Here is a 14057-nt window from a genome sequence, read left to right as displayed (position 1 = left end):
TATCGATTTATACTGGTGTCCTGACAGCTCGGGGTGTGTACATAGGGATTATTGCAAAGGCAGCCGGCCAAGTGGACCGGTTGCCTTTTCTCGACCAATGGGCGGCAAAGTACTAGATTATGTTCATACTGTATACTCTACTAATTTAAGGCGGGTACACTATGATTGTTGTAGAGTTATCGGGATTTGCATGACCCGGCAGTTGTGGAGTGGCTCGAAGCTATGGTTCGCTATATTTGGCGGAGAATTAGGGAACGAAGTTGTGCAGAGTTTATTTCTGGGCTTCCCGTTCATAATGGGGATCGGATTGTTTGTTCTTGGCTTGATTGTGTTGGCCGTTGAATATTTCAAAATAAAAAATTATAAAGGAGGCAATTGCCCGGTATGGAAATTACACACAAACGTGTAATCGAATTTGCGTGCTTTAACTTGACTGTAACGGATGTCTTTGTTTCGACTGACTGGTATGTTAAGCATCTGGGTTGCAAGGTTGTTAGAGAACCACAAAGATTTAAGGACGGAAGCGCAAATTCACAAATCAAAATCGGAGTGCAGACCGTGTTTCTTCATGAGTCACCGGATCGAGTGAAGATGCATTACATGCATAGCAATGGGACTATGGGCTCCATTTTTGAACTTCGGACTGAAAATATAGATGAATTTTATGAACAGCTGCAAAAGGAAGGCGTTCATGCTTTCGATCGAATCGATAACTTGCCATGTGCAAAGTACTTTAAAGTTGCTGATCCGGACGGGAATATCTTATCGATTCTGGAATTTTGATTATGATGACAACAGGCTGCCGACAATGGCAGCCTGTTGCGGCACTCTCACGGCAGCTTAAAAACGGTAACATTCAGCTCGCCGGTCGGCTCCGAGATGGTCCAGAAATGAACCTCATCTTTTACTATTGTCGCAAAAGCATCCCCCTCCATAATATTGCGGTAGATTCCGGTAATGGTTTGCTTGGCGGAATCAAACGTCGCAAGGTTTATCTCAGTTTTATGAACGGAACCCGTAATATAAAAAAGATACAGTTTAAAATCCCGGTGAATAAGCTGGCCGCCCAATATTTGATTATGGTCCGGCAACTTGGGATAAGCTCGTTCAAGCTGACCGGAGTGAATATTCAACCGCACCAAAATGGATCTATCAAAAGGATCTCCTTGAAAGGTCGCGACAGTACCGCTCTCATCCAGAATGACCGGCAGATTGCTATACAAGTTTGCAAGAAAAAGGCTGTTTAACGGCGTATCTTTAATCGGGATCGATTTACCCGGTGAATCAAAAAAGTAAATGTGCCTCCCGTTTTCCGGTCCCCAGATGACGCCCTGTCTTTGTCCGAAATAGACCTGTCGGATGATCCTCGCTTCGCCGTTTGTCGCAGGCCTCTTGATTAAATAGTCGTCTGACAACAATTCGCCCTTCTCGTTATACGTAATTTGTTTTAGCCCGTTCCTATCCTCAAGGATCACACTTTGTTCCATAAGCAGAACGGGAGGCCGTTTATTGAGCTTGTCGTCTTCGTAATAAGGAAGCTCGAGCAAGCTCTTCTCCGTGACGATCCAACGCTCGGCGTCGGCCGCGGATAACCGAATGACGAACTTTTTTGCGGATGGATCGGATTCCATCCAAACAAAATGCAGGATTCCATCCTTTTCATATAAGTTCACAGCCGCAACATCTTCCGGAGTTACTGATCTGACGGGAGAGAAGCTTCCTTTGCCGAAAGTAGAAATAGTCTTGACGAAAATAGGTCCGTTGATCGAAATACTGCGATCCGCTTCGTTCCATATCACTTGATTTCCGGTAGCTTCGCCGATAAACCTCAACGGAACAACCGTTACTCCATCGACGAGCATCGGTGCGGCTTCCAGCTTCTTGGCCGCGCCGTTGACGGAAGCGATGTCGTTCTCGATTCGGAGTTCGATCCTTAAGCCGGGTCTTGTTCCAGTCACGACCTTGTCCGTTTGATCCCAGCCGACCTCAAGCCCCAACTTCTCGAAGAGAGGCCTGAATTGCACCATTGTCGTACCGTTTGGTGTAATAATGGGCTGAACCTCGGTTATTAACGGTACTCCGTTAACTGTAATGGATGGTATCGCGTCGCTTGCATAAGCAGGCATAGCTATTCCCAGAGCTAACGCGATCCATATTATGGCGCATACGGCCGATTTCCTCAAAACAATCCCCCCGATTTATCATTTGAAAAAAAGAATAGGAGGTTTTGAGGTTGTTGAAAAAGTCTGCAAGAGAGGAAGCGGTGAAGGCAAGAGGTGGGGGAATGCGCTCCACTTCCGTTAAAATCGTGTTGTTTTTGGAATTTTCAGCGGTTACAACCCGATTTTAAAGTCAGCCGCTTCGCTTTACGCACATCTCCCCCACCCCTTTTGGTATTCCAACTCTCACTTTAGACTTTTTCAACAACCTGAGGTTTTCCTCCCTTTCTAACAAGATTCATCAAATATAGGATGAATCCCTCCCGAAATCTCGGCCTCTACGACAAAATTCGATTCCGTTATTTGAATCATCGTGCTTAACTCTTGCTCCAGACACAAGCCATCCGGTATACTAAGGCCCGCAAAGCAAAGCTATCGAGATTCTGCGTAAGCAGACCTGCTACAAAACCGATCCGGCATCCGTCTTATAAGCGAAAGGGGGGACGGCGGCAACATGGAGGAAGGCGCACAGGTACCCGAGCTGTTCCAGCGCTTGTTCCGGGAGCATTACCCCGGGGTGGCGCGGAAGCTCTATGCGTTGACCGGCGATTATGCGGCGGCGGAGGATTTGGCCCAAGAGGTGTTCCTGCGGCTGTACCGGAGCCCTCCGGATCGGCTGGAGGCCGTCGGTGCTTGGCTTCACCGGGTGCTGACCCGGATAGGCTACGATTATATGAGACAGCGCTCGTCGGGCAAGGCGTTATTGGAAAAGGAAACCGCCCGCGTGGCGGCTTGGTCGGAAAGCGCCGCCCCTTCGGGAGAGACCGAGGTCATCCGCGAGTGGGAAATAGACGTGGTCCGCCGGGTGCTGCAGAAGCTCTCGGACCGGGACCGAACCGCCCTTCTGCTGCGGGAGGAAGGGTACAGCTACGAGGAGATTGCCCTCCGGCTGGAGGTCAACCCGAAGATTGTCGGCACGCTGCTGGCCCGGGCGGAGGAACGGCTGAAGAAGAAATACGGGCAGGAGGAGGAGCGGCAATATGGCGGACGAAGAGAATCGGACCGGGGGGGAGCCGGTTTTTGATACGGATCGGGCATGGGACCGGTTCGAGAGGATGACGGCCCGGGAGCCGGTTCCGGCGTTTTGGAGGCAGGCGGAGGAAGGTCGGCGTTCGGCCGAAGCAAAGACCCGAGCACGATTGGACGGGAATCATCATAATCACGAGAAGGATGGTGCGGTTGAGATGAAACAGACGGAAACATCCCGGGGGACACAAGGGTCCTCGGTTGGCGGAGCGACAGGAGCTCTAAGCGCGGCAAGACATAGCGGGGCGAACGGCACCTGGCGCACGGAAAGACCGGCCAAGCGCAGGCTTCGGAGACTGACCGCCGGAGTTGCCGCAGCCGCATTGGCCATCGGCCTGTTCACCACCCCCTTGGGAGACCGGGCTCTGGCTGCCATGAAGCAAACCTTCCGCATCCAGCACTTGGTCGGAGTCGGAATTTCGGCGGATGACATGGCGACCATCTCCGGCCTGCTGGACCGCGGCTCACCCGATGGAGACCGGAGCTTCAATCTGGCCCAATACGGCACCTTGACCCAGTCCGGCGGCGGGAAAGCCGATACCATCGCATGGGGCGAAGCGGAAAAACGGATGGGAGCCCCCCTGCTCCAGTTGGGGAACTCCACCGACCCCTCTTACCAGCCGGCTACTACGCTTACCTTCAAACTGAATGTGAACGCGGTCAACCGGCTGCTCACCCGTTTGGGTAGCGCCACTACCCTGCCTACGGAAGCGGACGGCAAAGTCATCCGGCTGCACATCCCGGACGGCATCGCCACAGAGGGCACCTTGACGGGCAAGCCGGTGAAGCTGCTCCAATTCGGCAAGCCGGAGCTGACCGTGGAGGACGGCATCGATGCGGCGACCGTCCGAGAGGCGGTACTTGGGCTGCCCGTGCTGCCGGACAGCCTGCGGACGAAACTGGCCGCCATCGGCGATTGGCAGAGCACCTTGCCGGTGCCGGCCCGTGACGGCGTGACTACCAGCCTCCGTCTGGGCGGCCATGATGCGGTCATGACGGTGAACGGCAAGAATCGCTATCTATTCTGGCTCGCAGGGGACCGAATGGGTCTGCTGGGCGGCGAGCTGAAGGATTTCCCTACGGAATCCAGCTTCCAGCGGGCCGCGGAGGAGCTTATCCGGCCATGATGATGATCGACACGGAACAATTGACCAAAACCTACAACGGCCGCGGCGGCTGCCGCGGCATCACCCTTCGGGTGCCGGAGGGCTGCATTTTCGGCCTGCTCGGACCCAACGGTGCCGGCAAAAGTACCTTCGTCAAAATGCTCGCCGGCCTTCACCGCCCCGACTCCGGGCGAGCCGCCGTGCTGGGGCAGCCTCTGGGCCGGCCGGAGGCACGGCGCAGGCTCGGGTATTTGCCCGAGCTGTTCCGCTTTCAGGACTGGCTGACCCCGGCGGAGGTGCTCCGCTTCCATGGTCGGCTGGGGGGGCTGCGCCCGCAGGAAATACGGGCGCCCGCTTTCCGCAACCGGGTCCGGGACACCTTGGAGCTGGTCGGCCTGTCCGAAGCCGCAGACCGCCGGGTCGGCGGGTTCTCCAAGGGCATGCAGCAGCGCCTTGGCCTGGCTGCCGCCCTGCTCCTGGATCCCGAGCTGGTGATTCTGGACGAACCCGCCTCCGCCCTGGACCCCGTCGGCCGCTACGAGATCCGCAGCCTGCTGAAGCGGCTTCGGGGCAAAGGCGTGACGGTTTTCCTCAATACCCATCTGCTCGAGGATGTGGAGGAGCTGTGCGATGAAGCGGCTTTCCTGTACGGAGGCGAGCTGCTGGCGTCGGGTCCGCTGCACCAGCTGCTCAGCGGCACCGGTGATAGCGGCGCCAATTGGCGCTTCCGGATCGGCGGCTGGCTACCCGAGACGTGGGCGGAGTTGAACGAGGCCGTCGGGGGCACCCTGCTGCACCTGGTCGAGGCCGATGAGAGCGGCAACGCCCTCCTGACCGCCCGCGTAACGGACCGGGAACAGGCCGGCTACCTGTGCGCTCTGTTCATCCGGAGCGGCCTGACGCTCTACGAATCCGGCCCCGAGCCGAACAGCCTGGAGGCCTGGTTCCTCCGGATGGCTAAGTTCCGCCAAGGAGGTGTCCCGCAATGACCATGTACATCTCCGCCACCTTCAAGGAGCTGACCCGCAAGCGGGTGTTCCTGGTCACGATCATTTTGACTTTCGTCTTTCTGCTCCTATTCGCCTTCGGGGTCCGGGAGTTGGCCGGCACATTCGCGCAGAACCGGGTCTCTCCGGCCGAAACCATGTTGAACAGCATGGTGATGATGGTGCTGGGGCTTTTTTTCGCACAATTTCTAGCCGCCTTCTTCGTGCTCTTCTCGGCGATGGGGATCGTCACGGGCGAACAGGAGAACGGCCTGCTGCTGGCCGTCGCCGCCCGTCCCATCCCCCGCTGGAAGCTGTACTTGGCCAAATGGCTGGGCCATGCGGTCTGGATCACCGTGTACAGCGCAGTCCTGTTCGTTTCCGTGGTCTGGACCGTCCACAGCTTGGCCGGACTTCCCGTATTTGCGGAGGACCTGCTGCGGGGCTTCGTGTTCTTTATCTGGATGCCGCTCCTTCTGCTTGCGCTGACCATGCTCGGTTCCGTCTATTTGCCGATGCTCGGGAACGGGATCTGCGCAGCCCTGTTGTATGGGTTCGCCCTCTTCAGCGGGCTGGTCGAAGGGATAACGGTCTATGAAGGGAGCCACCCCGCATTGGACAAATTCCTCCTTCTGACCGGGCTGCTCCTGCCCACGGACTCCGTCTACCGAAGAAGTCTATACGAGGTTATGGGGGGAGCGGATTGGGCCGGGTTGGCGACGGCTGATATGGGGCCTTTTTCCATGGCGAGTGTTCCTTCGAATGCCTTCCTCCTGTATACGGTGGGGTATGCGGCAGTTCTGCTCCTGCTGGGGTGCCGGGCGTTCAGCCGGAAGGATCTGTAGAGCTTGACCGTGCAGGCGGGACTAACCGGATGATCCGTACAGTAGGGGAAAGGGCCGCGGCCCTTTCTTTTTTTTGCAGGACAGATTGTTTAAGCTCTTTACCGTACTAAAGAGTAAACAGTGCCCTTCGAACGTGCATAGGTGTACCGAGCCGTGGTCCGGCTCATTTGAACCTTTCCCGCTCCCGTAACTGGAAAACATGGGTAGTGAACTGGAAAACCTACAGTATTTTTTATCGAATTTGCTTGATAGGCCCGATAATGACGAGATTAGCTGTAGGTTTTCCCGTTATGGCTCGTTATTTGCTCAATTCTTGTTACATGAACTGTAGGTATTCCATTAAGTGGGTCGAGCCCGGTCAAGTGTAGGGTCTGACCTGCCCAGGAACGAGGAATTGCGCAGCTTAGTGACTGATTTTGATGTGAATGTGATGGATGATGGGGATTCGGAAGTTTCTCCGCCCGGACGGGCGGTTTGCAGGCTAAATTATTTGTCGTACTGGAATGTGATTCCAACGACGAGCTTTATTGTTTTCAGCTTATTCACTTTTATAAGAAATACGGCATTGAACCGATGGGACCTCATATGGAGCGATACCGGGACAACGACATGGAAATGATGCAAGTGTTAATTCCGGTCCGCAATCTCGCTGCTTTCCCGGTGCATGACTTAAAAAGAAGAGCAATCGACAAGAAATCATGATATTCGTTACCTGCTATAATAGAGAGAAACATTCAAGAGAAAGGAGGAGCAGCGTTGACAAACATCAATGAACCTAAACCGGAAAGCGATCTTCCGACAGGGATAAGCAAACCCGCGCAACGAGCACTCTCCGGGGCCGGATACTCGCGGCTCGAGCAGTTCACGACGATCAGCGAGGCCGAGATTTTGAAGCTGCACGGCATGGGACCCAAAGCGTTGGGGATAATCCGTCAAGCCCTTGCCGATAAGGGACTATCGTTCGCTGACAAATCCTGAGCGAGGGGGAGGCGCTTTACAGAGCGGCGGAGTGGTCTTTGATGTTGGACTTGCCGGCCAACGGGCGAAGGAGCGGCAATATCGCCGCCCCTGGCATTCGCCTGTCGAGGCGAATTTGGCCGGGAACCTTGAATCAGCTGCTGACGGATCGGCCGCTGGACGACGTCCGTATCCGCTGGCGGGGCATATCGGGGAGCTCGTTGACCGACACGACTTCGTTCGTCTTCTTCTCCGGGCGGGACCAATATTGCTCGTTGCCGGGCAAGTCGTCGAACCAGGAGGCGTCCTTCGGGCAGTCCAGAACCATGAACTTGCCATACTGCCCGTCGCGGGATTGGTGATATTTCAAATAAGCTTTTCCGTCCTCGACGGCCAATATTTCGATTTTGCCGGACGTATGGCTCATCGACAGCCGTATGCGTTTGCCGAGTCCGGACGTTCGCGCCTTCGCTTCCTCCACGATCCGATACGCTTCCGCAAGCGTCAGCACGAAGTCGCGGTTGCCGGCCACGGGGCGGTTAATGAAGAAGTAATACGGCGTCACGCCCGCCCACGACAGCCGGTCCAGCAGCTCGCCCAGGACGGCGGGATCGTCGTTGATGCCTTTCAGCACCGGCGTCTGGTTGACGACGATGGCGCCGGCCTCGTGCAGAGCCTCGAATCCGCGTTTCGCTTCGGCCGTTATCTCTCGCGGGTGGTTAATGTGAGCCATGACGTAGATGCGCCGGTCCGCATTCGAGAACTCGCGGATCGTCTCCAACAGATCCTTATCCTCGTAGATCCGCATCGGATTAAACACCGGCAGCTTCGAGCCGAGCCGGATGATTTTGACATGCTCCATATCCCGCAGCCGCTCGAAGATCGAGCGCAGCTTGGGGGTGGCCAGTATAAGGCTGTCACCGCCCGTCAGCAGCACGTTGTTGATTTCCGGATGCTTGGCGATATAGTCCAGGCCGGGATCGACGTCGGACATCGCTTCCTTCACGTCGTTGCGGAACAGACGCTTGCGGAAGCAGTAACGACAATATGCTCCGCAAACCTCCGAGACGATCAGCAGGGCGGTCGTCCGGTATTTGTGCTGGCAGCCCGGCACGACATAGTTCGTATCTTCGTCCGAAGCATCCCAGCGCCCGTATTCCGCGAGCTCGCCTTCATTCGGAATGACCAGCTTCCGGATCGGATCCTCGGGATCGTCCCAATCGATCAAGTTCAAGTAATAGTCGTTGACGCGAAATACGAATTTCTCCGTAATTTGTTTGAGCCGTTTCCTTTCCGTCTCCGGTATTGCCGTAATTTTCCCAATGTCCGTAATGTACTTCGGCTGTGCCATGCGTATTCCTCCCATTTCCTAGGTTTGATCTATGTGATCCCCCGAATCGCGGCCGCCGCAGCAGCTTCGATAGGTTCAGAGGGTAAAGCGCCCAGGCCCCCAATCGTTGAATTGTAAATATTTCTTTATATTGAAATTTAAGGAATTCAGGCAAATAAAAATAGCCCGCAAGCGACAGAGTGGCACATTGCTCCGCTCTGCTGCCAGGGCCTTAAAAAAGCACAAAAAGACCCTGTTACGGGTCATAATCGCGATTAAATACCAAATGACCCATCTGCTGCTGACGAGGTTAGCTGACGGACTCGGGAAAGATGGTTCCCTACGATGATCCGAGGATCGTTTCGATTCGCCCCTGAAAAGTGGTTCCCCCGCTTTCCGATAAGCGCTATCGGAAATTAAGCGTACTGAAATTGTATGTGATGACGCCTTAGAAGTCAAGTAAAGATTTTCCTCAAATACCGCGTTGACGGAGCCATTCGGCCGACGGCTGTACGTCTGCGGCGTCGCGCATTTCGATGACCCAGCTGCCCGAATAGCCGGCCTTCTTCAACAGCTCGACCGTTTCCTCGAGCGGTACGGTGCCGGCGCCCAGCCTTTGATGGTCGTCATGCTTCCCGCCGTTGTCGCTCAAGTGGATGCTGACAATATCGAACAAGACGCTGCGGAGGGAGGATAAACATTGTCCCGCCCCGGTCAAATGAGCGTGGCCGACGTCGAAGACGATGCCGATCCGCGGCGAATCCGCCAATTGCAGCACGCGGCCGAGAAAAGCCGCATCGGTGCCCAGCAGCCCCGGATAAGGCGGTACGTTTTCCAATGCGATCGAGACAGCAGGAGCTTCGGCGGCATGCAGCGCTTCCCGCAAAAAGGCTGCGACTCGCAGTGCGGCCCCTTCGTCATCCGCCGCTAGCCCGCCGGCCGGCGACGACGATTCATGCGCCGTAGCCTCATCACCGTCCGCTTCCCCGGGATGGACGACGATATGCGCGCATTCGAGCGCTTCGGCGACGCGAATCGTCCGGACGAGCAGGTCCAAGGAGGCGCGGAGCGGCTCGCTGTAGCGGGTTGCCGGATTGCAGCCGGTTATCGGGGCGTGAAGCGTCCAGGCGATCCCGTGTTCGCTCCCGAACCGCTTCAGCTCGGCAAGACGCTCGGCGGGCCAATCGAGCAGTTCGCCGTGCGGTCCTTCGCACATAATCTCGATCGCCTTCCAGCCTTCGCCGGCGATTTTCCGCACCGCCTCCTCCAAAGTCAAGCTCAAATAGGCGTAGGTCGATACCGCATAATGGCCGTAAGTCTCCACAATCGTTTCCTCCCGTATTATTATTTGATCCCCGAATGGATGAAGCTGTTCATGAACTGCCGCTGAAACAGCAGAAACGCGGCCATGAGCGGCGTAATGACGAGCAGCGTCGCCGCGCTCACCTCGGTCCACTGGGCGCCGATCTCGAACGACTGCGCAAAAATGGCGAGACCTACCGTCAGCGGCCGATTCTCCACGGAATTGGTAACGATGAGCGGCCACAGGAAGTTGTTCCAATGATAGCTCACCGATACGAGGCCGAAGGCGATATAGGACGGACGGGCAAGTGGGAAATAGATCTTCCATAAAATTTGCCACTTCGAGTATCCCTCCACTCGGGCCGCTTCGTCAAGCTCCGGCGGAATCGTCTTGAACATCTGCCGCAGCAGGAAAATACCGAATGCGGATGCGAAATAGGGCATCATGATGCCGAGCTTCGTGTCGAGCAGCGACAGCTCCTTAAGCACGTTGTAGTTCGGGAAGATGAGCACGTCGGGCGGAATCATGATCTGGACGAGAAACAGCAGGAACAGTATAGTTTTGCCGCTGAACTCCACGCGGGCGAACGCGAACGCCGCCATCGTAGCGGTAACCATCTGGACGGCGAATACGCCGACGACGATCAGCACCGTATTGACGTAATATTGCGCGAACGGCGCAGCCGCCCATACGGCCGCGAAATTATCCAGTGTAAAATCGAGCGAAAACGAAGGCGACAGCGCGACCTGCCTCGGGCGGAACGCCGTAACCACGACCCACAGCAGCGGGATAAGCCATAGTGCGGCAAGCGCCAGAAACGGCCATCGGCCGATGTTCAACTTTTTTAACCGCATAAGATCGATTTCCTTTCGTCGTTGCTTTCTTCAGGTGCCGTCCGGTCAATTGTAATGGATCTTCTTGTCCAGACCTAAGAAGTTGAGCGCCGCGAACAGCAGCAACACCGCGATCATCACTACCGTCAGCGCGGAGGCGACCCCTTGATCCCAGAAGCCGAAGGCCGTTTCGTAAATATAGTACAGGAGCAGGTTGCTCGAATTGTTCGGTCCGCCCTTCGTCATGACGAGCAGGTGATCGACCAGCTTGAACGAATTCGTCAGGGCGACGATCGATACGAACAGCGTAGTCGGCATAAGCAGGGGAAACGTAATTTTGCGGAACACCGTCCACCGGCTGACGCCGTCCACTTGCGCCGATTCGTACAGATCGGGCGATATGTTCTGCAGCCCGGCCAAATAGAAAATCATGAAATAGCCGGCTTCCTTCCAGATCATCATCGCGATCATCGCCCACATGACATAATCCGGGGAGCCGAGCCAGTTGATCTCGCCCATGCCGAGAGCGGTCATCGCCCTGCTTAGCAACCCGTACTTCGGCGTGTATATAAACAGCCATATGTTGGCTACCGCAATCATCGGGATCATTGTCGGGTAAAAAAACGCCGTCCGCATCAAACCCGTCCCGCGCATCGCCTTATTGGCGAAAACGGCCATCAACAGAGCCAGCGCCATCGAAGTCGGTACGGTGCCGAGAGCAAATAGCAGGTTGTTGGACATGACTTTGACAAACACTTCGTCCGCGAATAAGCCGGAGTAATTGCCGAGTCCGATGAAGACGGGCTCCGGCGAAGCCAAGTCCGCTTGATAGAAGCTGAGCCGGATCGTCTTGGCGATCGGATAAAACGTAAACAGGAACAGGAACAGCAGGGAGGGCAGTAGCAGCAGCCAGGCGAAGGCGCCCGTTTTCCAGCGTGAAACCGATTTGATGCCCAAAAGGGGACCTCCTATGCTAACGTGAAGTGGGAATAGAAGGGGAGTCCCGCTGCTGCGCGTTCGGCCGTACTCAATGCCGCAGCGGTCTCCCCGGACTTGCAAGCTTGACCTACTTGTTGAAAGGCGCGAGCGCCTTATCCGCTTCTTCCTGCGCTTTCTTGAGCGCTTCGGCCGGAGTCGTGCCGCCTGTCAGTACAGCCTGAACCTGGTCGCTGATCGCTTTCGTCACTTTCCCGTTGTTGTGGGTGGACAGCTCGGCTGCGGCGTATTGCAGCTGGTCGCGGGCGACAAGCGCCTGAGGGAATTCCGCGGCGTATTTTTTCATCCGCTCGGTTTCATAGGCCGACTTCTTGACTGCCACGTAGCCGGTGTCGATGCTCCATTGCGCGGCGCGTTCGGTTTCGGTCATGAATTTGACGAACTGCCAAGCCGCTTCCTGCTTTTTCTTGTCGATGTCTTTGAAAATATAAAAGTTGCCGCCGCCGGTCGGGCTGCCGAAGCTTTTGTTCTTCGGCAGGAAGCCGACGCCGAAATCGAACTTGGCGTTTTTCTTGACGTTGGACAAGTTGCCGGTCGTATGATACATCATCGCCGTCTTTCCTTCCAGGAAGTCGGAGGGAACGGTTCCCCATTCGGTGACGCCTTGCGGCATCACTTTATCCTTCATCGCCAGATCGGACCAATATTGCAGCCCTTCGACATTTTCCGGCGTATCGAACATCACTTTTTTGCCGTCCTGGGTCATCAAGTTTTTGCCGTTTTGCAGGGCGAACGTTTGCAGCATCCAGTAGGAGAAGCCGGATACGGGGATTTCCAGCCCCCAAGTGCCGTCCTTGGTCAGCTTCTTCGCATGGTCGCGCAGCTCCGTCCATGTTTGCGGCGATTTGTCCGGATCGAGTCCGGCCGCTTTGAACATTTGCTTGTTGTAATAGAGCACGATCGTGCTGCGTTGGAACGGAATGCTGTACGTTTTGCCGCCGGTCTGTGAGTTGGCCATGAAAGCCGGGTAGAAGTCGGACAAATACTTGTCTCCGCCTTCCTTGGCGACGAACTCGTCAAGCGGGATAATCGCGTTCATATCCAGCAGGCTGAACAGCTCGGTCGAGAGCAGCACCGCTACATCCGGAGGAGTTTTGCTCTGTACGCCCGCTTGGGTTTTGACCGTCGTATCCGCATAGCTGCCCGTGTATACCGGCTTGACGGTAATGTTCGGATGGAGCTTTGTAAATTCCTTGGCCATGCCTTCGATCGTCTCGGTCAAAGGTCCGCCTACGGCGATCGGGTAATAGAAGGTCAGCTCGACTTTTTCGTCGGATTTGGCGGAAGTCTCCGCCTTGGAACCCGTCCCTGAAGCGGCGGGTGCATTGGCGGCCGGTTTGGCGCAAGCCGCCATCATCATGAGGCAAAGCGAGGTGCAAATCATTTTCGATGCGAAGGAACGCATGCCATTCTCTCCCTTAAATTTGGATTTTTCACACCGCGCTTGTGCGGGCGGATATTGCGATGTTTGTGCTCCCGTCGCCTTCCCCTATACTGTAGCGGGTTCATGTAAAGCGGCGATTACGGGAATGTAAGGATTGCGTAAAGTACCGGTTCAGGCCCGGACCAGCTCGACGAACCGTTCCATCGTCCGCCAAATGTAATCCGGACGTACCGGTGAGCGGTCGGCATCACGTTCCGTCGATATACCGGTCAGGACAAGCGCCGTACGCAGCCCGTTGAGCGAGCCGAACAAAATATCCGTCTCGAGACGGTCGCCGATCATCAGGCACCGCTCGGCGGGAAGCCCTGTCAAGTCCAGCACCTTCGCTGCATAATATCCGGAAGGCTTGCCGACGACCGCCGCGGGTTCCGTGCCGCTGGCCGCGCCAATCGCTTGCACCATCGACCACGTGTCCGGGATGACGTCGCCTTCGATCGGGCAGTTCGGGTCCGGGTTGGCCGCTATTAGCTGCGCGCCGCCGCGTATAGCTTTCATGGCCGTATGAAGCTTGACGTAATCGAACTGCATGTCCATACCTACGAGTACATGAGTCGCTTCTTCCGGCCGGTTCGTCATGGGTACGTCTTGTTCTTCAAGCTCGGCCGCGACAGCGGGCTCACCGACGATAAGTACAGTCGGCTCTGGGCTCCGCTCGCGCATATACACCGCTGCGACGTAAGCGGCCGTAACGATTTCGTCGAGCCGGGCATCCAAGCCGAGTTCGTGCAGACGGGCCAGGCATTGCCGCCTTGTCCGTATCGTCGTGTTGCTCAAAAACAGTACTTTTTTCCGTTTCTCCCTAATTAGCGCGATCGTTTCCTTAACGCCGGGAAGCAGCCGGTCCCCGAGAAATACGGTTCCGTCCAAGTCGAAAAAATAACCATCATAATCGGCCACATCCGGCAAGTTGCTGGCAGCTCCTTTCTGTTGACGCAAAACGAAAAAACCCTTTATCCACCGGGGGGAGGCGGCCGTTTCGAAATAAACGAAAGGCTGCTTCCATCCGGTGCAT

The 14057-nt window shown here is 56.0% G+C and carries 14 protein-coding genes and 1 riboswitch; of the genes, 7 read left to right on the top strand and 7 right to left on the bottom strand.

The features are described from left to right. Positions 1–384 precede the first annotated feature (384 nt). Positions 385–783: a VOC family protein gene (locus tag FE783_RS15225; RefSeq protein ID WP_138880236.1), complete on the top strand. Its 399-nt coding sequence runs from the start codon at positions 385–387 to the stop codon at positions 781–783. A gap of 47 nt (positions 784–830) precedes the next feature. Here FE783_RS15225 and FE783_RS15220 read toward each other — a convergent pair whose 3' ends face one another. Continuing rightward, positions 831–2126: a copper amine oxidase N-terminal domain-containing protein gene (locus tag FE783_RS15220; RefSeq protein ID WP_420799746.1), complete on the bottom strand. Its 1296-nt coding sequence runs from the start codon at positions 2124–2126 to the stop codon at positions 831–833. Between the two features lie 547 nt (positions 2127–2673). Between FE783_RS15220 and FE783_RS15215 the strand changes: the two genes are divergently transcribed. The 6 genes from FE783_RS15215 to FE783_RS15190 all read left to right on the top strand — a co-directional run bounded on the left by FE783_RS15215 (position 2674) and on the right by FE783_RS15190 (position 7160). Further along, the gene (locus FE783_RS15215; RefSeq protein WP_138880234.1) at positions 2674–3243 is read left to right on the top strand and encodes a sigma-70 family RNA polymerase sigma factor; all 570 of its coding nucleotides are present in this window, start codon (positions 2674–2676) and stop codon (positions 3241–3243) included. Continuing rightward, positions 3200–4372, top strand: a complete 1173-nt coding sequence (locus tag FE783_RS15210) for a hypothetical protein (protein ID WP_138880233.1) — start codon at positions 3200–3202, stop codon at positions 4370–4372. The genes FE783_RS15215 and FE783_RS15210 overlap by 44 nt, the downstream gene beginning before the upstream one ends. Continuing rightward, entirely contained in the window at positions 4369–5340 is a 972-nt protein-coding gene (locus tag FE783_RS15205) for an ABC transporter ATP-binding protein (protein WP_138880232.1), read from the top strand. The genes FE783_RS15210 and FE783_RS15205 overlap by 4 nt, the downstream gene beginning before the upstream one ends. Beyond that, complete coding sequence (locus FE783_RS15200; RefSeq protein WP_138880231.1) at positions 5337–6182, top strand: ABC transporter permease subunit; 846 nt, start codon at positions 5337–5339, stop codon at positions 6180–6182. Before FE783_RS15205 ends, FE783_RS15200 begins: the two co-directional genes overlap by 4 nt. Before the next feature lie 474 nt (positions 6183–6656). After that, a complete protein-coding gene (locus FE783_RS15195; RefSeq protein ID WP_138880230.1) occupies positions 6657–6884 on the top strand; it encodes a hypothetical protein in 228 nt (75 codons plus the stop codon). Between the two features lie 54 nt (positions 6885–6938). After that, positions 6939–7160: a helix-hairpin-helix domain-containing protein gene (locus tag FE783_RS15190; RefSeq protein ID WP_202916199.1), complete on the top strand. Its 222-nt coding sequence runs from the start codon at positions 6939–6941 to the stop codon at positions 7158–7160. A 133-nt stretch (positions 7161–7293) separates the two neighbouring features. Here FE783_RS15190 and FE783_RS15185 read toward each other — a convergent pair whose 3' ends face one another. The 6 genes from FE783_RS15185 to FE783_RS15160 all read right to left on the bottom strand — a co-directional run bounded on the left by FE783_RS15185 (position 7294) and on the right by FE783_RS15160 (position 13981). Beyond that, positions 7294–8490, bottom strand: coding sequence for a KamA family radical SAM protein (locus tag FE783_RS15185; RefSeq protein WP_138880228.1), 1197 nt, complete (start codon positions 8488–8490; stop codon positions 7294–7296). 263 nt (positions 8491–8753) lie between these two features. Beyond that, a riboswitch (cyclic di-AMP (ydaO/yuaA leader) is annotated at positions 8754–8902 on the bottom strand. 39 nt (positions 8903–8941) lie between these two features. Further along, positions 8942–9793 (bottom strand): sugar phosphate isomerase/epimerase family protein, encoded by an 852-nt coding sequence (locus tag FE783_RS15180; protein ID WP_238403093.1) that lies wholly within the window; start codon positions 9791–9793, stop codon positions 8942–8944. 20 nt (positions 9794–9813) lie between these two features. Further along, positions 9814–10626 (bottom strand): carbohydrate ABC transporter permease, encoded by an 813-nt coding sequence (locus tag FE783_RS15175; protein ID WP_138880227.1) that lies wholly within the window; start codon positions 10624–10626, stop codon positions 9814–9816. 45 nt (positions 10627–10671) lie between these two features. Next, positions 10672–11556 (bottom strand): carbohydrate ABC transporter permease, encoded by an 885-nt coding sequence (locus FE783_RS15170; RefSeq protein ID WP_420799745.1) that lies wholly within the window; start codon positions 11554–11556, stop codon positions 10672–10674. Between the two features lie 115 nt (positions 11557–11671). Further along, positions 11672–13006, bottom strand: a complete 1335-nt coding sequence (locus tag FE783_RS15165; protein ID WP_138880225.1) for an ABC transporter substrate-binding protein — start codon at positions 13004–13006, stop codon at positions 11672–11674. 150 nt (positions 13007–13156) lie between these two features. After that, positions 13157–13981, bottom strand: a complete 825-nt coding sequence (locus FE783_RS15160; RefSeq protein ID WP_238403092.1) for an HAD-IIA family hydrolase — start codon at positions 13979–13981, stop codon at positions 13157–13159. Between the last annotated feature and the right edge of the window lie 76 nt (positions 13982–14057).

This window comes from Paenibacillus mesophilus, assembly GCF_005938385.1.
Classification (GTDB): domain Bacteria; phylum Bacillota; class Bacilli; order Paenibacillales; family NBRC-103111; genus Paenibacillus_AB; species Paenibacillus_AB mesophilus.
The sequence above is the reverse complement of the archived record's forward strand: the minus strand, read 5'-3'. Positions and strand labels throughout refer to the sequence as shown.